This window comes from Mycobacterium sp. NGS18 (genome assembly GCF_059813185.1).
Map to the genome: position 1 here is coordinate 477,658 of NZ_JCALEC010000001.1, position 22,810 is coordinate 500,467.

Genomic DNA, 22,810 nt, shown 5'->3' on the forward strand with positions numbered 1-22,810 from the left:
CCGCAGGTCTGGGATTTCGTCGTGGCGCCGCCGCGCACTGCGCCGGGCGTGACGTCGATGGTCGGCTACCGCGCGCTGGACGTCCCCGAGACCGTGCACCGGGGACTTCCGTCGTCGACCCTGACCTTCATCGTCAGCCTCGACGAGGGGGTCGAAGCCGCCGGGACCGCCGACGCGCTGCCGGCGGCGCGGCCGACTCCGATCATTCTCGGCGGCCTGCACGAGCAGGCCAGCCACGTGCGGCAGCGCCGCGGACAGACCGGTGTGCAGGTGGCCCTGCACCCGCTGGCCGCGCGGGCGGTGTTCGGCGTACCGGCCGCCGAGCTGAGCGTGACCGACTTCGACGCGGCGCCGGTGTTGGGCCGCGCGTCGGCGCGACTACATGAGCGGGTTGCCGACACCCGCGGGTGGCCCGACGCGTTCGCGCTGGTTGCGCAATATCTGATGGCCGGCCGCCGGTGCCGCGCCAGCGTGCGACCCGAGGTCGCCTACGCCTGGCATCTGCTGGAGCGCAGCCGGGGGCGCACGCCGGTGGCCGTCGTCGCAGACCAGGTCGGGCTGAGTCAGCGGCACCTGACCACGCTGTTCCGCCGCGAGGTGGGGCGAACCCCGAAGGCGGTGGCGCTGCTGATGCGCTTCGAATACGCCACCGCTCGGATGGCGGACGCGGCGCGCGGACGCCGCCGTGTCGATCTGGCCGGTATCGCCGGCGAGGCCGGTTACGCCGACCAGGCACACCTGACCCGCGAGTTCGTTCGGTTCGCCGGTGTGCCGCCGGGGGTCTGGCTGGCCGAGGAGTTCCAAAACATTCAAGACGGCGGCCACGCCGCAAGGTCACAGTGGTGTCATGACCACTTCGAATCCGACCGTTTGGTTGACCCTGCAGGCGCATGACGCTCGCAAACTCATCGACTACTACGTCGACACCTTCGGGTTCGTCGTCACCGCCCGCCACGGCGTCGACGGCGACACGGTCAAACATGCCGAACTGCTCTGGCCCGAGGGCACCGGCGGCATCATGCTGGGTAGCCACCAGCCCGGCAACGACTGGTGCCGTGAGCCTGGCACCGCCGGCGGCTACATCGTCACCGCCGACCCCGACGGCCTCTACGAGCGGATCGTGAGCCGCAACGCCGACGTCGTGTCGCCGTTGGCCGGCACCGACTACGGGGCCCGCGAGTTCGTCGTCCGCGACCCGGAGGGCAACCTGTTCAGCTTCGGCGACTACACCGGGGAACCACGCGACTGATCTCGGGCACAATGGGCAGGTGAGTGTGTCTGCGCGGCGCCGGACCAAAGTCCTGTTGTTGGGCTCGACCGGTTCGATCGGCACCCAGGCGTTGCAGGTCATCGCCGCCAATCCGGATCGCTTCGAGCTGGTCGGGCTGGCGGCCGGCGGCGGCCATCCCGAACTGCTGGCCACCCAGTGCGCCGAGACCGGCGTCGCCAACCTCGCCGTCGCCGACACGCAGGTCGGTGAGGCCCTCGACGCCCCCTACCGCGGACCCGAGGCCGTCACCCGGCTGGTGGAGGACACCGAGGCCGACGTGGTGCTCAACGCTCTGGTCGGCGCCCTGGGACTGCGTCCCACGCTGGCCGCGCTGGACACCGGCGCCCGTCTCGCCCTGGCCAACAAGGAATCGCTGATCGCCGGCGGCCCGCTGGTGCTGCAAGCCGCCCAGCCCGGCCAGATCGTGCCGGTGGACTCCGAGCACTCCGCGCTGGCGCAATGCCTGCGGGGCGGCACGCCCGACGAGGTCGCCAAGCTGGTACTCACCGCCTCCGGCGGGCCGTTCCGGGGCTGGAGTGCCGCGGATCTTCAACATGTCACGCCCGAGCAGGCCGGCGCGCACCCCACCTGGTCGATGGGCCCGATGAACACGCTGAACTCGGCGTCGCTGGTGAACAAGGGACTCGAGCTCATCGAGACCCACCTACTGTTCGGCGTGCCCTACGACCGCATCGACGTCGTCGTGCATCCGCAGTCGGTCGTGCATTCCATGGTCACCTTCACCGACGGGTCGACGATCGCCCAGGCCAGCCCGCCGGACATGCGCCTGCCGATCGCGCTGGCCCTGGGCTGGCCGGCCCGGGTGCCCGGCGCGGCCGCGGCCTGCGACTTCACCAGCGCGTCGACGTGGGAATTCGAGCCGCTGGACCAGGCGGTTTTCCCGGCCGTTCAGCTGGCCCGCCACGCCGGTCAGATCGGCGGCTGCATGACCGCGGTCTACAACGCCGCGAACGAAGAAGCAGCCGAAGCATTCCTGCAAGGCCGGATCGGCTTTCCCGCGATCGTGAACACCATCGCCGATGTGCTGGCCGCGGCCGACCAGTGGGCGGCACAACCCGCTACCGTGGACGAGGTACTCGACGCGCAGCGCTGGGCCAAGGAACGAGCGGCTCGCGCCGTCGAGGCGACAGCTACGAGAAAGGTCGGAAGCACGCGATGATGTTCGCGATCGGCATCGCGCTGTTCGCGCTGGCCATCCTGGTGTCGGTGGCGCTGCACGAATGCGGTCACATGTGGGTGGCCCGCGCCACCGGCATGAAGGTGCGGCGTTATTTCGTCGGGTTCGGCACCACCTTGTGGTCGACGCGCCGTGGCGAGACCGAATACGGCCTCAAGGCGATTCCGGCCGGTGGCTTCTGTGACATCGCCGGCATGACCGCGGTGGAGGAACTGGCGCCCGACGAAGTCGACCGCGCCATGTACAAGCAGAAGACCTGGAAGCGGGTGGCGGTGCTGTTCGCCGGGCCCGGGATGAACTTCATCATCGGCCTGGTGCTGGTCTACGGCATCGCGGTGATCTGGGGCCTGCCCAACCTGCACGCGCCGACCACCGCCGTCATCGGCGAAACGGCTTGCGTGGCACCGGAAGTCGTCAAGGGCGAGCTGGGCCCCTGCGCCGGTCCCGGTCCGGCGGCGCTGGCCGGCATCCAGTCCGGCGACGTGGTGGTCAAGGTCGGCGACACGCCCGTGTCGACCTTCGAGGAGATGGCCGCCGCCGTGCGCAAGCAGCACGGCGTGACACCGGTCGTCGTCGAACGCGACGGCACCGAACTGACCAAATACGTTGATGTGACCCCGACCCAGCGCTGGATCGCCGATGGGCGCGACAGCGCGGCCGTACCCAGCACCGTCGGCGCCATCGGGGTGGGGGCCGCCCAGTTCGGGCCCACCCAATACAACCCGTTGACGGCGGTGCCGGCCACCTTCGCTTTCAGCGGCGACCTGTCGGTGCTGCTGGGCAAGTCGCTGGCCAACATCCCGTCCAAGGTCGGTGCGCTGATGCACGCGATCGGCAACCCGAACGGGGAGCGCGACCCGGAAACCCCGATCAGCGTGGTGGGCGCCTCGATCATCGGCGGCGACACCGTCGATCACGGCCTGTGGGTGGCGTTCTGGTTCTTCCTGGCGCAGCTGAACTTCATTCTGGGTGTGCTCAACCTGGTGCCACTGCTGCCGTTCGACGGCGGGCACATCGCGATCGCACTCTACGAAAAGCTGCGCAACGTGGTCCGGTCGGCACGCGGGAAGGTCGCCGCCGCACCGGTGAACTATCTCAAGCTGATGCCGGCCACGTACGTAGTCTTGGTAGTGGTGGTCGGCTACATGCTGCTCACCGTGACCGCCGACTTGGTCAATCCGATCAGGCTGTTTTGACAGGAGAGCCCTCATGAGCGTCGGCCTCGGTATGCCGGCGGTGCCGGCCCCGACCTTGGCGCCGCGCCGCAAGACCCGCCAGCTGATGGTTGGCGGTGTCGGGGTGGGCAGCGACCACCCGATCTCGGTGCAGTCGATGTGCACGACCAAAACCCACGACGTCGACGCGACGCTGCAGCAGATCGCCGCGCTGACCACCGCCGGCTGCGACATCGTGCGGGTGGCCTGCCCGCGGCAGGAAGACGCCGACGCGCTGGCCATCATCGCCAAAAAGAGCAAGCTGCCGGTGATCGCCGACATCCACTTCCAGCCGAAGTACATCTTCGCCGCGATCGATGCGGGTTGCGCTGCGGTGCGGGTGAACCCGGGCAACATCAAGGAGTTCGACGGCCGGGTCGCCGATGTCGCCAAGGCGGCCGGCGCCGCCGGGGTGCCGATCCGGATCGGCGTCAACGCCGGTTCGCTGGACCGGAGGTTTCTGGCCAAGTACGGCAAGGCCACCCCGGAGGCTCTGGTGGAGTCGGCGCTGTGGGAGGCGTCGCTGTTCGAGGAACACGGCTTCGGCGACATCAAGATCAGCGTCAAGCACAACGACCCGGTCGTGATGGTGGCCGCCTACGAGCAATTGGCCGAGCAGTGCGATTACCCGCTGCACCTGGGCGTCACCGAAGCCGGCCCGGCGTTTCAGGGCACCATCAAGTCCGCCGTGGCCTTCGGTGCGCTGCTGTCCCGCGGCATCGGCGACACCATCCGGGTGTCCCTGTCGGCGCCGCCGGTGGAAGAGGTCAAGGTCGGCACCCAGATTCTGGAGTCGCTCAACCTGCATCCGCGGGGCCTGGAGATCGTGTCGTGTCCGTCGTGCGGGCGGGCGCAGGTCGACGTCTACAAGCTGGCCAACGAGGTCACCGCGGGGCTGGAGGGGCTTGACGTCCCGTTGCGGGTCGCGGTGATGGGCTGTGTGGTTAACGGGCCCGGTGAGGCACGCGAGGCGGATCTGGGGGTGGCCTCCGGCAACGGCAAGGGCCAGATCTTCGTCAAGGGCGAGGTGATCAAGACCGTTCCCGAGGCGCAGATCGTCGAGACCCTGATCGAGGAGGCGCTGCGCTTGGCCTCAGAAATGGGAGCGATGGGCGACGGCGCATCTCCCGGCGGCCCGCCCACCGTCGCCGTAAGCTGAACGCAGCCGATCCGCCGACGGCGTGCGGCGGTTGAGTTCGCAAGAAAGAGTCACCATGTCGGCTCCGCCGGATTCTCGTCTCGAACAGCGACGGGTGTCCGTCGTGCGTGACGCCGCGGCGGTCTGGCGAGTGCTCGATGCGGATCCGGTCGGCTCCTGCATGGTGGCCGCCCGGGTCGCCGACCACGGCGTCGATCCCCGCGCGATCGGCGGGGAGCTGTGGACGCGCGGCGGTGTCGAGGAATCACTGTGCTACGCCGGGCCGAACCTGATTCCGCTGCGCGGGGCGGCGGCTGACCTGACCGCGTTCGCCGACAAGGCGGTCAGCGCCATCCGCCGCTGTTCGTCGCTGGTCGGCCGCGCCGAACTCGTATTGCCGATGTGGCAGCGCCTCGCCGACGTCTGGGGCCCGGCCCGCGACGTGCGCGAGAGCCAGCCGCTGATGGCGCTGCACACTATGCCCGGCTGCCCGATGGATCCGGAGGTGCGTCAGGTACGCCCGGACGAGCTCGACGCGTACCTGGTGGCCGCCGTCGACATGTTCATCGGCGAGGTCGGGGTGGATCCGCGGCTCGGTGACGGCGGCCGGGCCTACCGCCGGCGGGTGGCCAACCTGATCGCAGCGGGTCGGGCCTGGGCGCGCTTCGAGCGCGGCGAGGTGGTGTTCAAGGCCGAAGTGGGTTCGCAGTCGCCGACAGTGGGCCAGATCCAGGGCGTCTGGGTGCATCCGGATCGACGGGGGCAGGGCCTGGGCTCCAGCGGCACCGCCATGCTGGCCGGGGTGATCGTCGGCACCGGGCGCATCGCCAGCCTGTATGTCAACGATTTCAACGCGGTGGCCCGCGCCGCCTACGAGCGGGTCGGGTTCACCCGGGCCGGCACCTTTGCCACCGTGCTGCTGGACTGAGCGCGGCGCGTGCGACGGGCGCCCGGCGCGCCGAACGTGCAATCTCTGCGAAAAATCAGCGTGGTCTTCGCAATGGATGCACGCTCGGCGCGAGATCGGCGTGATCACATTCGGTCACGGTGCGCCTCCGGGCCTAGCCCGTGTCCGTTTCGTAACATCGGCACCAATGGCAACAAAAACAACATCAGTATCAGCTGTCCTGCTGATCGTGCTCGCCCTGGCCGGGTGCACCCCCCGCCCGGACGGGCCGGCGCCCACCGCCGAGCGGTTCTTCGCCGCGTTGGCCACCGGTGACACCGCGACCGCCGCCGAGCTCAGTGATGACCCCTCGACCGCCCGCAGCGCCCTCAACGCCGCCTGGGCCGGATTGCAGGCCGAGCACCTCGACGCGCAGGTGCTGGGCGCGCGCTACAACGACGACACCGGCACGGTGTCCTACCGCTACACCTGGCAGCTGCCGAAGAACCGGACCTGGTCATATGACGGTCAGCTCAAGATGGTGCGCAACGAAGGCCACTGGGCGGTCCGCTGGACGGCCACCGGCCTGCACCCCCGGCTGGGGGAACACCAGACCTTCGCGCTGCGGGCCGACCCGCCGCGGCGGGCCTCGGTCAACGAGGCCGGCGGCACCGACGTGCTGGTGCCCGGCTACGTCTACCACTACGAACTGGACGCCGGGCGGGCCGGGAAGAACCTGATGCACACCGCGCAGGCGGTGATCGACGCGCTGCGACCGTTCGACGACACCCTGGGCGATCCGCAGTGGCTCGCCGAGCAGGCCAGCTCCTCGGTCACCCCGCTGGATCTGATCACGCTGCGCAAGAACGACCACGATCGCGTCGAAACCGCCATTGGCAAGCTGCCCGGGGTGGTGATCACCCCGCATGCCGACCTGCTGCCCACCGACGACCGCTTCGCGCCGGTGCTCATCGGCGAGGTCAAGAAAACCGTCTCGGCTCAACTCGAGGGCGAGGCGGGCTGGCGCGTGGTCAGCGTCAACCAGAACGGTGTCGACGTCGCGGTGCTGAACGAGGTGGATCCGTCCCCGGCGCCGTCGCTGACGATCAGCCTGGACCGATCGGTGCAGCGCGCCGCCCAGAACGCGGTCAACACCCGCGGCGACAAGGCGATGATGGTGGTGATCAAACCGTCGACCGGCGAGCTGCTCGCGGTCGCGCAGAACACCGCTGCCGACGCCGACGGCTTGGTCGCGACCACCGGCTTGTACCCGCCCGGGTCGACGTTCAAGATGGTCACCGCCGGTGCGGCCATCGAACGCGACATGGCCTCACCGAACTCGATGGTGGGCTGTCCCGGCGAGCTCGACATCGGCCAGCGCACCATCCCCAACTACGGCGGGTTCGACCTCGGCCTGGTGTCCATGTCGCGGGCGTTCGCCAACTCCTGCAACACCACGTTCGCCGAGCTGGCCAGCCGGATGCCGCCGAGGGCGCTGTCGCAGGCGGCCAGCCGCTACGGGATCGGGGTGGACTACCTGGTGGACGGCATCACCACCGTCACCGGTTCGGTGCCGCCGACGGTGGATCTGGCCGAACGCACCGAGGACGGGTTCGGCCAGGGCAAGGTGCTGGCCAGCCCGTTCGGTGTCGCCCTGGCCGCGGCGACGGTCGCCGCCGGCAAGACCCCGGTGCCCCGATTGATCCAAGGACGGCCCACCGCGGTCAACAGCCCGGCGGTTCCGCCGGTGAGCACCGCGATGCTCGACGGTCTGCGCCAGATGATGCGGCTGGTGGTCACCGACGGCACCGCGCGCGACATCGCCGGCTGCGGGCCGGTGTTCGGCAAGACCGGGGAGGCCGAGTTCGCCGGCGGATCGCATTCCTGGTTCGCCGGCTTCCGGGGCGACCTGGCCTTCGCCGCGCTGATCGTGGGCGGCGGCAGCTCGCAGTACGCGGTGCGGATGACCAAGGTGATGTTCGACTCGCTGCCGGACAACTTCCTACTCTGACGCGACGCTGCGCACGGCGGTAAGTTGAGAAGCCATGACGGGCACTGATGACGACGTGGCGGCGGTGCTGCGCATCTCGGATGCCGACCGCAACGGGACGCTGCGCCGCCTGCACAACGCCGTCTCCCTCGGGCTGATCGACATCGGCGAATTCGAGGAGCGGGCCGCCCAGGTCTCGCAGGCCCGGATGCGCTCGGATCTGGACACGCTGATCGGGGACCTCCCCGGGCCGCGTGCCATCGTCACCTCGGCGGCCGACCGGGTCGAATTGCGCGGCTGGGCCGGCTCGCTCAAGCGGCACGGCGAATGGATCGTGCCCACCCGGTTGGCGTTGGTGCGCCGCCTGGGCTCGGTCGACCTCGACCTCACCAAGGCGCGCTTCGCCGGGCCGGTGGTCGTCATCGACCTCGACATGCGGTTCGGCTCCGTGGACATCCGGTTGCCCGACGGCGCGAGCGCCTCGATCGACGACGTCGAGATCTATGGCGGAAGCGCCCGGGATCGCCGTAGCGACCCACCCGCCGAAGGCACCCCGCACCTGGTGCTGACCGGGCGGGTGGTGTGCGGCTCGGTGGACATCAAGGGCCCCCGGCGGCCCTGGCTCAACCGGCACCGGCTGCGCCGCTAGCGCCCGAACAACGCCGTTCTGAGCCCGCAGCAGCCGGTCCCAGCCGCGGGGCGCGAATCTACTCCGAGCCGCCGCTTTCTCCGGGGCCGTTAAGCTGGCGTGATGCCCGTTCGTGCCCCGCTTTCCCCCGGCGTGCTGTCCCCGACGCTGCCGGTCCCCAAGTCGATCCCGCGTCCGGAATACGTCGGCCGAGCCACCGCCGCGGAGGGTAGCGAGCCGTGGGTGCAGACCCCCGAGGTGATCGAGAAAATGCGGGTGGCGGGCCGGATCGCGGCGGGCGCGCTCGCCGAGGCGGGTAAGGCCGTCGAGCCGGGGGTGACCACCGACGCACTCGATCGCATCGCCCACGACTACATGGTCGACCACGGCGCCTACCCGTCGACGTTGGGCTACAAGGGCTTTCCCAAGTCGTGCTGCACCTCGCTCAACGAGGTCATCTGCCACGGCATCCCCGACTCGACGGTGATCGCCGACGGTGACATCGTCAACATCGACGTCACCGCCTACATCGACGGCGTCCACGGCGACACCAACGCCACCTTTCTGGCCGGAGCCGTCTCGCAAGAGCACCGCCTGCTCGTCGAGCGCACCCGGGAAGCGACGATGCGGGCCATCAAGGCGGTCAAGCCGGGCCGTGCGCTCTCGGTGATCGGCCGGGTGATCGAGGCGTACGCGAACCGATTCGGCTACACCGTGGTCCGCGACTTCACCGGACACGGGATCGGGACGACCTTCCACAACGGGCTGGTGGTCCTGCACTACGACCAACCCGAGGTCGACACCGTCATCGAGCCGGGGATGACCTTCACCATCGAGCCGATGATCAACCTCGGGGGCCTGGATTACGAGATCTGGGATGACGACTGGACGGTGGTCACCAGCGACGGCCAGTGGACCGCCCAGTTCGAGCACACCCTGCTGGTCACCGACGACGGCGCCGAGATCCTCACCCTTACGTGATCGTGGCTGGTGAGCTGCTGAGGACCTGCGAAAACCGCCCGGTGCGGGCCCGCTGGCTGTAGCGTGGCGGAGATGCCTGGCACGATGATGACGATCGACGGGTTTCCGATCCCGGTCGATATCGCCGGCCCGCACAACGGGCCCGTCGTCGTCGTGCTCGCAGCCGCCCAGCACCCGCTCACCGCCTACGACGCGGTGTGTCAGCGGCTGCACACCGCCTCGTTGCGCACCATCGTGATCGGCGCCGACCCGCGGCTGACGCCCAAGTCGGTGGTCGGGATCCTGGATTCCCTGGGAGTCCAGTGCGGCGTACTCGTGGGGGACCGGACCGGCGGTGACAATGCCTGGGAGCTGGCGGCGACGCGCCCGGACCGCTTCACCGGCCTGGTGGTACTCGATCGGGGGCATCCGCGGGCACCGGATCTGGGCGGGGCGATCCGCGACGAACGCTGCCCACCGGTGGAGATCAACACCACCGTTCTGGTCAGTTCCCGGGCGTCGGCCTCGGTGGCCGACGCCAGCCAGCGGTTCGTCTACGGCGAACACCGTCTGGTGATGCTGCCGGGGCGCCGCAGCGCCCAAGAGTTCACCGCGCAACTCGCGATGGAGATCGTTTTGCGGGCCAGTACCTGGTAACGGTTGACAAGAAGAGTATTTTCAGAGGGCCGAGCGTCGTCGGGGGACCTTCGGCTGAAAAGAACCGATTGATCACGTGGGGGGTTCAAGTGTTGTCGTCGGCACAATCGATACCGGCACTGCTGCGTCAACGCGCTGAGCAGTGGCCGGACCAGCTGGCTTTCACCTTCATCGACTACGAGGTCGACCAGGCCGGGTACTCCGAGACCCTGACCTGGTCGCAGCTGCTGCAGCGCACCGAGGCTATCGCCGTCGAGGTGGCCGCGGTCGCCTCACCGGGGGACCGGGTCGCGCTGCTGGCGCCGCAGGGCCTGGAGTACGTCGTCGGATTCTTCGGGGTGATGGAAGCCGGCTGCATCGCGGTGCCGTTGCCGGTGCCGGCGTTCGGCAGCCACGACGAGCGGGTCACCGGGGCGCTCAAGGATTGCGCACCGGCCGCGGTGCTCACCACGTCAGCGGTGGTCGGCGATATCCAGAACTGTGTCGGCGCGATCGGGGGCCGTCCGCCGGCGGTCATCGAGATGGACCTGCTCGACCTCGACTCGCCCACCGGATGGAGCGGCACCGGGGCGCTGACCACCAAGACCGCGCTGCTGCAGTACACCTCCGGCTCCACCGGCTCGCCGCGGGGCGTCGTGGTCTCGCACCGGAACATCTTCGCCAACATTGAGCAGGTGATGGCGGACTATTTCGTCGACGACGGGGGAGCGCCCCCGCCCGACACCACCCTGGTGTCCTGGCTGCCGTTCTACCATGACATGGGCCTGCTGCTCGGCATCATGGGTGCGGTCTTGATGGGCCGCCGCACCGTGATCATGAGCCCGATCGCATTCCTGCAGAAGCCGGCGCGCTGGATTCAGCAGCTGGCCATCAACTCCTGCTCGTTCACCGCCGGGCCGAACTTTGCGTTCGAACTCGCCGCGCGTCGGACCACCGACGAGGACATGGCCGGGCTCGATCTGAGCGGCGTGCACACCATCCTCAGCGGCAGCGAACGCATCCATGCCGCGACGATCCGCCGCTTCAACGAGCGGTTCGCCCGCTCCAATCTGCCTTCCAACGCGCTCGCGCCGTCGTACGGGTTGGCCGAAGCGATGGTCTACGCCGGGTCGGCGCCTCGCGCCAAGCGGCCGGTGACCTTCCGGCTCGACTACGAGAAGCTGGTAGCCGGTGTCGCAGAGGCCGGCCCGGCCGGCGCCGAGCTGGTCAGCATCGGCCCGCCGCGCGCCTGCACGACGCGCATCGTCGACCCCGAGACGCGCACCGAGAACCTGCCCGGCCAGGTCGGGGAGATCTGGCTGCACGGCGGCAATGTCTCCAGCGGCTACTGGCACAACCCGGAGGCGACCGAACGCACCTTCGGCGGGCGGATCGAGGATCCGTCCCCCGGCACACCCGCCCAACCCTGGTTGCGCACCGGCGATCTGGGCGTCATTCACGAGGGTGAGCTGCTGGTTGTCGGCCGCATCAAGGACATGTTGATCGTCGACGGCCGAAACCACTACCCCGATGACATCGAGGCGACGGTGCAGGAGCTCACCGGGGGCCGCGTCGCTGCCATCCCGGTCAGCGGGGAGGGTCGTGAGCAGCTGGCCGTCATCGCCGAGCTCAAGAGCCGCGGCACTCCAGAGGAGGAAACGCAGCGGCTGGCGGATCTGAAACGCGACGTGGCAGCGGCGGTTTCGCGGTCACACGGGGTGCGAGTGGCCGACCTCGTGCTGGTCGCTCCCGGCTCCTTGCCGATCACCACCAGCGGCAAGATCCGCCGGTCGACGTGCGCTGAGCGCTACCAGTCGCAGCAGTTCAGTCGGCTGGAGCCGATCGGCTGAGCACGGGCAGGTAACCTGACAGCACTCAAACGTCAGGGGGGCTGTCGTCGGTGAAGGAGCGCAATGACCCGGCCCGCGATGCTGTCCCAGGTCGAACTGCAGCAGCTGGTCGGGTGCGGCGAGATCGACACTGTCGTGGTGGCGCTCACCGACATGCAGGGCCGGCTGGTCGGTAAGCGGGTCACGGCGCAGCACTTCCTCGACGAGGTCGCCGGGCACGGCGTGGAGTGCTGCAGCTATCTGCTGGCGGTCGACGTCGAGATGAACACCGTTCCCGGCTACCCGATCGCCGACTGGGGCACCGGCTACGGCGATCTGGTGCTGCGACCGGACTTCGCGACGCTGCGGCGCATCCCGTGGCTGCCCGGCACCGCCCACGTGCTCGCCGACGCCTACTGGCCCGACGGCAACCCGGTGGCGGTGTCGCCTCGCCAGATCCTGGCCGCGCAGCTCGCGCGGCTGGCCGAGCGCGAGCTGGTCGCTTACGCCGCAACGGAACTGGAGTTTCTGGTCTTCGACGACAGCTACCGGCAGGCATGGGCCGGCGGTTATCGCGGCCTGACACCGGGCACGGACTACAACGCCGACTACGGCCTGGTCGCCGGCACCCGGCTGGAGCCGCTGCTGCGTGACATCCGCCTGGGGATGACCGGCGCGGGCATGCGCTGTGAGGGCGTCAAGGGGGAGTGCCACACCGGCCAGCAGGAGATCACCTTCCGCTACGACGAGGCGCTGGTGGCCTGCGACAACCACAGCGTCTACAAGAGCGGCGCCAAGGAGATCGCCGACCAGCACGGCAAGAGCCTGACGTTCATGGCGAAGTTCGACGAACGCGAGGGCAACAGCTGCCATGTACACCTCTCCTTGCGCAGCACGGACGGATCCGCGGTGTTCGCCGACCCGGCTGCGCCGCACGGCATGTCGGCGATGTTCCGCAGTTTCCTGGCCGGCGTGCTGGCCACCTTGTCCGAGCTGACGCTGTGCTACGCGCCGAACATCAACTCCTACAAACGATTCGTCGGCGGCAGTTTCGCTCCCACAGTGATCGGCTGGGGTCTGGACAATCGCACCTGCGCCTTGCGGGTGATCGGCCGCGGCGACTCGCTGCGGATGGAGTGCCGGGTCCCCGGCGGCGACGTGAACCCCTACCTGGCGGTGGCGGCCCTGATCGCGGCCGGCCTGCACGGAATCGACAACGAGCTGGAATTGCCCGACCCGGTCGAAGGTGACGCCTACCATGCCGGGTTACCGCATCTGCCGTCGACGCTGGCCGGGGCCGCCGACGCGTTCGCCGAATCGGCGATGGCGCGCAAGGCTTTCGGCGACGACGTCGTCGCTCATTACCTGCACGGTGCGCGAGTTGAGTTGGACGCGTTCAACACCGCGGTGACCGACTGGGAGAGGGTTCGCGGATTTGAACGGTTCTGAACCCGACCGTCCGGTGGTCGGCCTGACCACCTACCTCGACCGGGCGCAGACCGGCGTCTGGGATGTGCGCGCGGGCCTGCTGCCCGCCGACTACCTCGAGGGCATCACCGCCGCCGGCGGTATTGCGGTGCTGCTGCCGCCGCAGCCGGTGACGCCCGAGATCGCCGCACGGGTGCTCGACGGTGTTTCCGGCCTGGTGATCACCGGCGGCAGGGATCTCGACCCCGCCGGTTACGGCCAGGCGCCGCACGTCGAAACCGATCGGCCCGACACCACGCGGGATGCCTGGGAGTTTGCGCTGCTGGCCGAGGCGCTGCGGCGCGGGCTGCCGGTGCTGGGTATCTGCCGCGGCGCCCAGGTGCTCAATGTCGCGCTCGGCGGCACGTTGCACCAGCATCTGCCCGACGTGCTCGGCAACAACGGGCACCGGGCCGGCAACGGCGTGTTCACCCCGATGCCGGTGCGCACCGTGGCCGGTACCCGACTGGCCGAGCTGGTCGGTGAGACCTGCCAGGTGCAGTGCTACCACCATCAGGCGATCGCCGAGCTGGGTGACAAGCTGGTCGTCAGCGCGCGTGATGACGACGGTTGCATCGAGGCGATCGAGCTTCCCGGGGAGAATTTCGTGGTCGCGGTGCAGTGGCATCCCGAGGCGTCGCTGGATGATCTGCGGCTGTTCACCGCGATCGTGGGCGCGGCGGAAAGGTATGCATGAGTACTGATCTCATCAACCCGGCTACCGGGGCGGTGTTCACTTCCGTCGAGCATGTCGACGTCGCGGCCGTCGACGACGCGGTGCGCCGGGCGCAGGCAGCGCAGAAGCGGTGGGCGCGACTGGCGCCGGCCGACCGCGCGGCAGCGCTGCGCGCCTTCGCCGCGACCGTCGACGCCCACATCGGAGAGCTGGCCGCACTGGAGGTGACCAACGCCGGACACCCGGTGTCGGCCGCCGAATGGGAAGCCGGGCATGTCCGCGACGTGCTGCAGTTCTACGCGGCCAGCCCGGAACGACTGTCGGGTCAGCAGATACCGGTGGCCGGCGGGCTGGACGTGACCTTCCACGAGCCGCTCGGCGTCGTCGGGATCATCACCCCGTGGAACTTCCCGATGCCGATCGCCGCATGGGGCTTCGCCCCGGCGCTGGCCGCCGGCAACGCGGTGTTGATCAAGCCCGCTGAGTGGACTCCGCTGACCACCATCCGGCTGGGCGAGTTGGCCGTCGAATCGGGTTTGGAGCCGGACCTTCTGCAGGTGCTGCCCGGCCCGGGTGCGGTGGTGGGCGAGCGACTGGTCACCCATCCGGATGTGGCCAAGGTCGTGTTCACCGGTTCCACCGTCACCGGCACCCGGGTGCTGACCGCCGCGGCGGCTGGAATCAAGCGGGTCACGTTGGAGCTCGGGGGCAAGAGCGCCAACATCGTGTTCGCCGACTGTGATCTGGAGCGTGCGGCGGCGACCGCGCCCTACGGCGTGTTCGACAACGCCGGGCAGGACTGCTGCGCCCGCAGCCGGATTCTGGTGCAGCGCAGCGTGTATGACCGGTTCATGGAGCTGCTCGAGCCCGCGGTGTCCGGTGTTGTGGTCGGCGACCCGGCCTCCCGCGACACCGAGATGGGTCCGCTGGTGTCGCAGCCGCACTGGGACAAGGTGGCCTCCTATGTGCCCGACGACGCACCGGTCGCGTTCCGCGGTCAGGCGCCGGCCGGCCCCGGGTTCTGGTTCCCGCCGACGGTGCTGACCCCGGCGGCCACCGACCGGTCCGTCACCGAGGAGATTTTCGGCCCGGTGGTGACGGTGTTGCCGTTCGAGGAAGAAGCCGATGCGGTGGCGCTGGCCAACGACACCCTCTACGGGCTGTCGGGCTCGATCTGGACCGATGACCTGTCGAGGGCGCTTCGGGTGTCGCGGGCGGTGGAAGCCGGGAACCTGTCGGTGAATTCGCATTCCTCGGTGCGCTTCAACACCCCGTTCGGGGGTTTCAAACAATCCGGGCTGGGCCGGGAGCTGGGGCCGGATGCCCCGCTGGCCTTCACCGACACCAAGAACGTATTCATCGCAGTAAAGGAGATGTGAGTGACCGATCTGACCCAACGTCTGGCCGGGCGGGTTGCCGTGGTGACCGGTGCGGGCGGGGGAATCGGCCTGGCGGCCGCCCGGCGCATGCGTTCGGAGGGTGCGCGCATCGTGGTCGGAGACCTCGATCCGTCGACGGGCGCCGCGGTCGCCGACGAGTTGGACGGTCTGTTCGTGCCGGTCGACGTCTCGGATCAGCAGCAGGTCGACGCGCTGTTCGACACCGCGGCGGCGACGTTCGGCGCGGTCGACATCGCCTTCAACAACGCCGGGATCTCCCCGCCGGATGACGACCTGATCGAAAACACCGAATTGCCGGCCTGGCAACGTGTTCAAGACGTCAACCTGAAATCGGTGTACCTGTGCTGCCGGGCGGCGCTGCGGCACATGACGCCGGCCGGGCGCGGCTCGATCATCAACACCGCGTCTTTCGTGGCGGTGATGGGTTCGGCGACGTCGCAGATCTCCTATACCGCCTCAAAGGGCGGCGTGCTGGCGATGTCGCGGGAGCTCGGGGTGCAGTACGCCCGGCAGGGTATCCGGGTCAACGCGCTGTGCCCCGGGCCGGTGAACACCCCGCTGCTGCAGGAGCTGTTCGCCGCCGACCCGGAGCGCGCCGCGCGCCGGCTGGTGCACGTACCGGTGGGCCGGTTCGCCGAGCCGGAGGAGATCGCGGCCGCGGTGGCGTTTTTGGCCAGCGACGACGCATCGTTCATCACCGGCTCGACCTTCCTGGTGGACGGCGGGATCAGCTCGGCGTATGTGACACCGCTGTAAGCGGTTAAGGCCCGTCGGCGTGCCCGTGCTGGCGGCGACCAACCCTGGCGACGCATCTCCGGACGGGGCGATCCACGGCTTCCCAACTCGGCGCCCACTCTGCGGGTTTCTCAAACCGGCACGGGGTACGGAAATCAAACTCGTTCTCGCCGTTTCTTCGGTAGATCACGCGCATCAGCCAGGAGCCTGTGTCCGCCACGAACCCCTTGCTTTCACTTTCGCTGATGCACAATGTGATTGACTCCCACATCATCCGTAATCCCACCATCGGATTGCTGACGTGTGAAAGCTTCTCTTCGCCATGGCTATTTCCGGTGCGGCCGTAGACCCACAGGGCCGGGTCCTCACCCCGGAGCGCCAGGTACGCGTCGAAATCGGTGCGGGGGTTATGACGTGTCAGCTGGAAGGTGATGGTGTTCGGGATGTCCGCTGAATCCGTCTCGATCATGTGTTCATCGAAGCTGATGCGCCACCATTCGTCCTGGCCTCCGACGTCTGCCCAACCGCGAGCCGATGCGAGAAGGCTTGCCAGGTCATTGAGGCCGGGAACCGTGATGTCCTTGAGGCCAGGAACGAAGTCCTTTGCCGGAAACGCGGCCCGGCGTTTCTCGCCGGCCGCGGTGACATACCGGAATTCTTCTGCGACGAAATCGGCGGTCAACACATCAGTATTCATGCCGCTGGACGCTACGGCAGGCTACCGACAGGAAATTTCTGTGGCAGAAGTGAATGCAGTGGCGTAGCGCCGAGGGCGAATGGCTAGCCCCTGTGCCCGGACTGCCGCGAACACTCGCCCAACGGCCCGTAACGGTGCCGCCCGGTCCTCAGAACCACTCCGGGCGCATCTCCAACGTGGTGCGGTCCAGGCTTTCCAGCAGGTCGAGCTGCGGGCCGGTCTTGGGCAGTTCGTAGCGGAAGAAGTACCGGGCGGCCTGGCGCTTGCCGTCGTAGAAGTCGCCGGTGCGCCCGGCGGTGGCCAGCAGCTGCTCCAGCCACATCCAGGCGATCACCACGTGACCGAAGGCCTCCAGGTAGACGACGCTGTTGGCCAGCGCGGCATCGATATCGCCGGCACCGAACATGCCCGCGGTGACCGTGACCAGCCGCTGGAGCACGGATTCGAGTTGCCCTGCGGCGTCAGCTGATTCACCGCCGGCCTGCCGCGCGGCCGCGATACTGTTCGACATCGCCCGCTGCACAGCGGCCAGGTTCGCCCCGCCGTGCTGGACCACCTTGCGGCCCAACAGATCCAGGCTCTGGATGCCGTGGGTGCCCTCGTGGATCGGATTGAGCCGGTTGTCCCGGTAGTGCTGTTCGACGTCGTATTCGCGGGTGTAGCCGTAGCCGCCGTGGACTTGGATCGCCAGGTCGTTGGCGGCCAGGCACCACTGCGACGGCCAGCTTTTGGCGACCGGGGTCAGGATGTCCAGCAGCGCCGTGGCGTGCTCGCGTTCGGTGTCGGATTCTGCGGTGCGCGCGATGTCGACGAGCCGCGCGCAGTACAGCGCCAAAGCGAGCGCCCCCTCGACGTAAGACTTCTGTGCCAGCAGCATCCGTTTGACATCGGCGTGTTCGATGATCGGAACCTGCGGTGCCGCGGGGTCTTTCGCCGATACCGGCCGGCCCTGGGGCCGGCTGCGGGCATAGTCCAGCGACTTCAGGTAGCCGGTGTAGCCGAGCGCGATCGCGCCCATGCCGACTCCCAGCCTGGCTTCGTTCATCATGCGGAACATGTAGCTCAGCCCGCGGTGCTCCTCGCCGACCAGATAACCGACGGCGCCCGGCTCACCGCCTGGTCGGTAGCCGCCTTCGCCGAAGTTGAGCACGGTGTTGGTGATGCCGCGGTAGCCCATCTTGTGGTTGAGTCCGGCCAGTACGACGTCGTTGCGCTCACCGGCAAGTCCGTCGGGTCCCACCAGATATTTCGGCACGATGAACAGCGAAATGCCTTTGGTGCCGGCCGGGCCGCCGGGAATCTTGGCCAGCACCAGATGGACGATGTTATCGGTCAGTTCATGGTCGCCGCCGGAGATCCACATCTTCGATCCGAACAACCGGAACGTGCCGTCGGCGCGCGGCTCGGCGCGAGTGGTGATGTCGGACAGCGATGACCCGGCCTGCGTCTCCGACAAGCACATGGTCCCGGTGAAGCGGCCGGCGATCATCGGCTTGACGAAGGCGTCGATCTGCTCGGGGCTGCCGAACTCGGCGAGCAGATTCGCGTTGGCCATCGTCAGCATCGGATAGCCGGCGGTGCTGACGTTGGCGGCCAGCAGCCAGGCGAAACCGGCCTGGGCCACCGTCATCGGAAGTTGCGCCCCGCCCAGGCCGTAGTCCATCGCCATGCCGATCAGGTCGGCGTCGGCGCAGGCGGCCAGCGCCTCCTTGACCTCACCGATGACGGTGACGGTCTCACCGTCGAAGGTGGGCTCGTGGGCGTCGCTCTTCTTGTTGTGCGGGGCGAAATATTTACCCGCCAGCTGTTCGCACAGATCCAGCGCGTCGGAGAACGTGTCCCGGGAGTGCTCGGCGAACCGGGGGCGCGCGGTCAGCTCATCGATCCGCAACCAGTCGAACAGCAGAAAATCCAGGTCTTGCCGCGACAGCAGAAGGGACTTCATCGCGATCCTTTCAGGCCCAGCAGCGCGTTCTCGACGACCTCCGGCAGTGCCGGATGGATCCAGTACTGGCCGCGGGCCATCTCCGGCGCGGTCAGGCCGAAGCTCATCGCCTGGATCAGCGGCTGGATGATCGACGACGCCTGGTGGCCCATGATGTGCGCGCCCAACAGCCGACCGCTGCCACGTTCGGCGATCAGCTTGACGAACCCGGTGGTGTCCTCCATGGCCCAGCCGTAGGCGACGTCACCGTAGTCCTGGACCTTCACCGAAATGTCGAAACCCTGTGCAATGGCCTGAGTTTCGCTCAAGCCGACTGCGGCGATCTGCGGATCGGTGAACACTGCGAACGGCACGTAGCGGTGATCGGTGGCCCGCATCGAGGCGGTATCGTCCCAGTCGCACAACAGGTTGTGCTGCACCACCCGGGCCTCGTGGTTGGCGACGTGCTTGAGCTCGTAGGGGGAGGAGATGTCGCCGAGCGCGAAAATCCCGGGCGCGCTGGTTCGTTGGTATTCATCGACCACCACCCGGCCGGCTGCGACGTCGACCCCGGCCTGTTCGGCGTCGAGCAGATCGCCGTTGGGCACCCGGCCGGTGGCCACCAGCAGTGCATCGGCACGCACCAGTGACCCGTCGTCGAACTGCAGCTCGACACCCGAACCGACATTGCGGGCACCGGTCACTTCGCGTCGCGCCCGCAGATCCCACTTGCGCGCCACCACCTCGGTGTAGCGCTGGGCCACCGTCTCGTCGGTGTGCCGTAGCATCATGTCGCTGCGGATCACCACGGTGACCCGGACGCCGAGTGCGGAGAACACGTGGGCGAACTCCGCGGCCACGAAGCCGCCGCCCACGATCACCAGGTGCTCGGGCAGCTCGGGGATGCGCATCACGTCGTCACTGGTGTAATAGCGCACCCCGCTGTCGGCGATCACCGGCGGAATCCAGGTTCGCGCTCCGGCGGCGATCACCACCTGGGTGGCGGTGAACTTCTCCCCGTCGCTGGTGCGCAACAGGTACTTGCCGTCCGAGCCGACCGGCCCGAACCCGGTGTGTGCGGCGTAGACGTCGACGCCTTCCAGGCTGCGCCGATACTCCTCGCCTCCGGCGGCGATCGGGTCGATGCGACCGAAGACCCGTGAAACGATGTCGGGCCAGCGAATCCGCTCGATGCGGGCCTCGACGCCGTAGCGCGACGCCTCGGCGATCGTCTGCGCCACCTCGGCGGCGTAGACGAACATCTTCGTCGGGATGCACCCCACATTGAGGCAGGTCCCGCCGAAGGTGCCCTGCTCGCAGATCGCCACCCGCTTGTCGGCATACCGCTCGTCGAGAATGCTGTTGCCCGAACCGGTTCCAATGATGGCCAGGTCGTAGCTCTCCATGGCGTCAGCCTAAACGGTGCCCGCCCATTAGCCTGAGAGCCGTGCCCACCGCCGCCACCACCGACATCGCACTGATCGGCGCGGGCATCATGAGTGCCACCCTGGGCGCGATACTGCGCCGGCTGGAGCCGGAGGCCTCGATCACCGTCGTGGAGCGGTTGGACGCCGCCGCCGCTGAGAGCAGCGACCCGTGGAACAACGCCGGCACCGGCCACGCCGGGCTGTGCGAACTGTTCTACACGCCGCAACAGCCCGACGGCTCGATCGAGATCGCCAAGGCGGTGCGGGTCAACGAGCAGTTCCAGGTGACCCGCCAGTTCTGGTCCTATGCGGTGGAAAACCGCATGCTGGAGCAACCGCGCGACTTCGTGCGTGCCATCCCGCACGTCAGCTTCGTGCATGGCGCCGCTGGTGTCGACTACCTGCGCCGCCGCCATCGCGCGCTGGCGTCCAACCCGCTGTTCGCCGGAGCCGAGTTCATCACCGACTTCGACGAGTTCGCCGCGCGGCTGCCGCTGATGGCCGCGGGTCGCAACGCGGATGTCCCGCTGGCCTTGGATTGGGCGCCCCAGGGCACCGACGTCGACTTCGGGGCGCTGGCCTCCCAGCTGATCGGCTACGCGGCCCGCGACGGCGCCGCGGTGCTGTTCGGACACGAGGTGCGCAGCATCGGCCGGGAATCCGACGGCAGCTGGACACTGGGCCTGGTCAACCGCCGCACCGGTGAAAGCCGAACGCTGAAGGCCAAATTCGTCTTCGTCGGAGCAGGGGGAGCCACGCTGGGCCTGCTGCGCAAGGCCGGCATCTCGCAAGCTCGCGGCTTCGGCGGGTTTCCCATCGGCGGCCGGTTCCTGCGCTGCGGGGCCCCGGACATCACCGCCGCCCACCGCGCGAAGGTGTACGGCGCCCCGGCCCGGGACGCGCCGTCGACGACCGCGCCGCACCTGGACGCCAGGGTGGTCAACGGCGCGTCGTGGCTGCTGTTCGGGCCGTTCGCGGCGTGGTCACCGCGCTTCCTCAAGCACGGCCGGGCCACCGATCTGCCGAGATCGGTCCGCTTGGACAATGCGGCCTCACTGCTGGGCGCCGGGATCCGGGAGCGCGAGCTGGTCGGTTACCTGCTGGGCCAGCTGCGCCAACCGCACTCCGCCCGGATCGACGCGCTGCGCGAGTTCGTCCCCGACGCCTACGGCCGGGACTGGTCGCCGATCCGGGCCGGCCAGCGCGTGCAGGTGGTTCGGGCCGGACGGTTGGAATTCGACACCACCATCGTCAGTGCCGCCGACGGAAGCATCGCGGGCCTACTCGGCGCCTCCCCGGGGGCGTCGACCGCGGTGCCGGCCATGCTCGAGGTGCTGGCGCGCTGCTTCGCCGGCCGGTTCGCGGGCTGGCTGCCCAGGCTCACCGAGATGGTGCCGTCGCTGGGCACCCGGCTCTCCGACGAGCCCGCCCTGTTCGAGCAGGTGTGGAAGTGGGGAACCCGACAGCTGCAGCTGCACCCGGCGGCCGGTGACCCGCTTTAGAGTGACCGGGTGACGGAGAACCCATACCTGGTCGGGCTGCGGCTGGCCGGCCGCAAGGTGGTCGTGGTGGGCGCGGGCAGCGTCGCACAGCGGCGGCTGCCGCTGCTGGTGGACAGCGGGGCGGAGGTGGTGGTGATCGCCACCAGCGCCACCCCGGCGGTCGAGGCGCTGGGGGAGCGCAAGCCCGGCATCACGCTGGTCTCGCGCGGCTACCGGGACGGGGACCTGGCCGATGCCTGGTATGCGATCGCGGCCACCGATGACCCGGACGTGAACGCCGCCGTGGTCGCCGAGGCCGACCGGCGCCAGATCTTCTGCGTGCGTGCCGATCTGGCCGTCGAGGGTTCCGCGGTCACCCCGGCCACCTTCGGCTACGCCGGCCTGTCGGTGGGGGTGTTGGCCGGGGGTGAGCACAGCCGGTCGGCGGCGATCCGTTCGGCGATCCGCGAGGCTCTGCAGGACGGCACAATCACCGTGGAAGCCGAGGCGCCCGATGATGTGGTGCGCGGTGGGGTGGCACTGGTCGGCGGCGGGCCCGGCGATCCGGAACTGATCACGGTGCGCGGCCGGCGCATGCTCTCGCACGCCGACGTCGTGGTGGCCGACCGGCTCGCGCCGCCGGAACTGCTCGCCGAGCTGGCGCCGCACGTCGAGGTCATCGACGCCGCCAAGATCCCCTACGGGCGGGCGATGGCCCAGGACGCCATCAACGCCCTGATGATCGACCGCGCCACGGCCGGCAAGTTCGTGGTGCGACTCAAGGGCGGCGACCCGTTCGTGTTCGCCCGCGGCTACGAGGAGGTGCTGGCCTGCGCCGAAGCCGGGATCCCGGTGACGGTGGTGCCCGGTGTGACCAGTGCCATCGCGGTGCCGGCGCAGGCCGGGGTTCCGGTTACCCACCGCGCCGTGAACCACGAATTCGTAGTGGTCAGCGGGCATGTCGCGCCCGACGACCCCGAATCGTTAGTGAATTGGGATGCGCTGGCCGCGATGCGCGGAACCATCGTGCTGCTGATGGCCGTCGAACGCATCGAGCAGTTCAGCGCGGTGCTGCAAAAAGGCGGCCGACCTGCCGATACTCCGGTGCTGGTGGTCCAGCACGGCACCACGCCCGCCCAGCACACGCTCCGAGCCACGCTGGCCGACGCGCCCGAGAAGATCCGCGCGGAGGGCATCCGACCTCCCGCAATCGTCGTTATCGGAGCGGTCGCGGGCTTCGGGGTTTAAACATCT

The 22,810-nt window shown here is 68.9% G+C and carries 20 protein-coding genes; 17 read left to right on the forward strand and 3 right to left on the reverse strand.

All coding sequences use genetic code 11. The features are described 5' to 3' along the window. Nucleotides 1-57: 57 nt before the first annotated feature. The 15 genes from AC5Y31_RS02350 (at nt 58) to AC5Y31_RS02420 (ending at nt 16,048) form a co-directional block, all read left to right on the forward strand. A complete protein-coding gene (locus tag AC5Y31_RS02350) occupies nt 58-894 on the forward strand; it encodes a helix-turn-helix domain-containing protein (RefSeq protein WP_499978112.1) in 837 nt (278 codons plus the stop codon). Continuing rightward, entirely contained in the window at nt 848-1,249 is a 402-nt protein-coding gene (locus AC5Y31_RS02355; RefSeq protein ID WP_065026470.1) for a VOC family protein, read from the forward strand. The genes AC5Y31_RS02350 and AC5Y31_RS02355 overlap by 47 nt, the downstream gene beginning before the upstream one ends. Nucleotides 1,250-1,268: 19 nt before the next feature. Next, nucleotides 1,269-2,450 carry a 1-deoxy-D-xylulose-5-phosphate reductoisomerase gene (gene dxr, locus AC5Y31_RS02360; protein WP_499977725.1) on the forward strand — a complete coding sequence of 394 codons (1,182 nt, stop codon included), beginning with the start codon at nt 1,269-1,271 and terminating at the stop codon, nt 2,448-2,450. Then, on the forward strand, nt 2,447-3,664 hold the full coding sequence (locus AC5Y31_RS02365) for a M50 family metallopeptidase (RefSeq protein ID WP_065026471.1): 1,218 nt from the start codon (nt 2,447-2,449) through the stop codon (nt 3,662-3,664). Before dxr ends, AC5Y31_RS02365 begins: the two co-directional genes overlap by 4 nt. Nucleotides 3,665-3,677: 13 nt before the next feature. Beyond that, the gene (ispG, locus tag AC5Y31_RS02370; protein ID WP_065026472.1) at nt 3,678-4,841 is read left to right on the forward strand and encodes a flavodoxin-dependent (E)-4-hydroxy-3-methylbut-2-enyl-diphosphate synthase; all 1,164 of its coding nucleotides are present in this window, start codon (nt 3,678-3,680) and stop codon (nt 4,839-4,841) included. A gap of 55 nt (nt 4,842-4,896) precedes the next feature. Next, a complete protein-coding gene (locus tag AC5Y31_RS02375) occupies nt 4,897-5,748 on the forward strand; it encodes a GNAT family N-acetyltransferase (RefSeq protein ID WP_065026473.1) in 852 nt (283 codons plus the stop codon). A gap of 166 nt (nt 5,749-5,914) precedes the next feature. Continuing rightward, complete coding sequence (locus tag AC5Y31_RS02380) at nt 5,915-7,717, forward strand: penicillin-binding transpeptidase domain-containing protein (protein ID WP_499977727.1); 1,803 nt, start codon at nt 5,915-5,917, stop codon at nt 7,715-7,717. 34 nt (nt 7,718-7,751) lie between these two features. Beyond that, on the forward strand, nt 7,752-8,345 hold the full coding sequence (locus AC5Y31_RS02385) for a DUF1707 SHOCT-like domain-containing protein (RefSeq protein WP_065026475.1): 594 nt from the start codon (nt 7,752-7,754) through the stop codon (nt 8,343-8,345). Between the two features lie 102 nt (nt 8,346-8,447). Then, on the forward strand, nt 8,448-9,305 hold the full coding sequence (gene map / locus AC5Y31_RS02390; protein ID WP_499977728.1) for a type I methionyl aminopeptidase: 858 nt from the start codon (nt 8,448-8,450) through the stop codon (nt 9,303-9,305). Nucleotides 9,306-9,377: 72 nt separating this feature from the next. After that, nucleotides 9,378-9,941 (forward strand): alpha/beta fold hydrolase, encoded by a 564-nt coding sequence (locus AC5Y31_RS02395; protein WP_065026477.1) that lies wholly within the window; start codon nt 9,378-9,380, stop codon nt 9,939-9,941. Between the two features lie 89 nt (nt 9,942-10,030). After that, on the forward strand, nt 10,031-11,770 hold the full coding sequence (locus AC5Y31_RS02400) for an AMP-binding protein (protein ID WP_499977729.1): 1,740 nt from the start codon (nt 10,031-10,033) through the stop codon (nt 11,768-11,770). A 63-nt stretch (nt 11,771-11,833) separates the two neighbouring features. Then, nucleotides 11,834-13,198: a glutamine synthetase family protein gene (locus AC5Y31_RS02405; protein ID WP_499977731.1), complete on the forward strand. Its 1,365-nt coding sequence runs from the start codon at nt 11,834-11,836 to the stop codon at nt 13,196-13,198. 13 nt (nt 13,199-13,211) lie between these two features. After that, a complete protein-coding gene (locus tag AC5Y31_RS02410; protein ID WP_065026480.1) occupies nt 13,212-13,913 on the forward strand; it encodes a gamma-glutamyl-gamma-aminobutyrate hydrolase family protein in 702 nt (233 codons plus the stop codon). Beyond that, nucleotides 13,910-15,271 (forward strand): aldehyde dehydrogenase family protein, encoded by a 1,362-nt coding sequence (locus AC5Y31_RS02415; protein ID WP_499977732.1) that lies wholly within the window; start codon nt 13,910-13,912, stop codon nt 15,269-15,271. Before AC5Y31_RS02410 ends, AC5Y31_RS02415 begins: the two co-directional genes overlap by 4 nt. Next, nucleotides 15,272-16,048 carry a 3-oxoacyl-ACP reductase gene (locus AC5Y31_RS02420; protein WP_499977734.1) on the forward strand — a complete coding sequence of 259 codons (777 nt, stop codon included), beginning with the start codon at nt 15,272-15,274 and terminating at the stop codon, nt 16,046-16,048. Between the two features lie 4 nt (nt 16,049-16,052). On the opposite strand, the gene AC5Y31_RS02425 is transcribed toward AC5Y31_RS02420, so the two are convergent. The 3 genes from AC5Y31_RS02425 to mtr all read right to left on the reverse strand — a co-directional run bounded on the left by AC5Y31_RS02425 (nt 16,053) and on the right by mtr (nt 20,054). Then, nucleotides 16,053-16,724 (reverse strand): hypothetical protein, encoded by a 672-nt coding sequence (locus AC5Y31_RS02425; protein ID WP_499977736.1) that lies wholly within the window; start codon nt 16,722-16,724, stop codon nt 16,053-16,055. A 148-nt stretch (nt 16,725-16,872) separates the two neighbouring features. After that, nucleotides 16,873-18,669, reverse strand: coding sequence for an acyl-CoA dehydrogenase (locus tag AC5Y31_RS02430; RefSeq protein WP_499977738.1), 1,797 nt, complete (start codon nt 18,667-18,669; stop codon nt 16,873-16,875). Next, on the reverse strand, nt 18,666-20,054 hold the full coding sequence (mtr, locus tag AC5Y31_RS02435; RefSeq protein WP_499977739.1) for a mycothione reductase: 1,389 nt from the start codon (nt 20,052-20,054) through the stop codon (nt 18,666-18,668). The genes AC5Y31_RS02430 and mtr overlap by 4 nt, the downstream gene beginning before the upstream one ends. A gap of 41 nt (nt 20,055-20,095) precedes the next feature. On the opposite strand from mtr, the gene mqo reads away from it, so the two are divergent. Both mqo and cobA read left to right on the forward strand, forming a co-directional pair. Then, complete coding sequence (gene mqo / locus AC5Y31_RS02440) at nt 20,096-21,577, forward strand: malate dehydrogenase (quinone) (RefSeq protein ID WP_499977741.1); 1,482 nt, start codon at nt 20,096-20,098, stop codon at nt 21,575-21,577. Nucleotides 21,578-21,586: 9 nt separating this feature from the next. Further along, the gene (cobA, locus tag AC5Y31_RS02445; protein WP_499977742.1) at nt 21,587-22,804 is read left to right on the forward strand and encodes a uroporphyrinogen-III C-methyltransferase; all 1,218 of its coding nucleotides are present in this window, start codon (nt 21,587-21,589) and stop codon (nt 22,802-22,804) included. Nucleotides 22,805-22,810 lie beyond the last annotated feature (6 nt).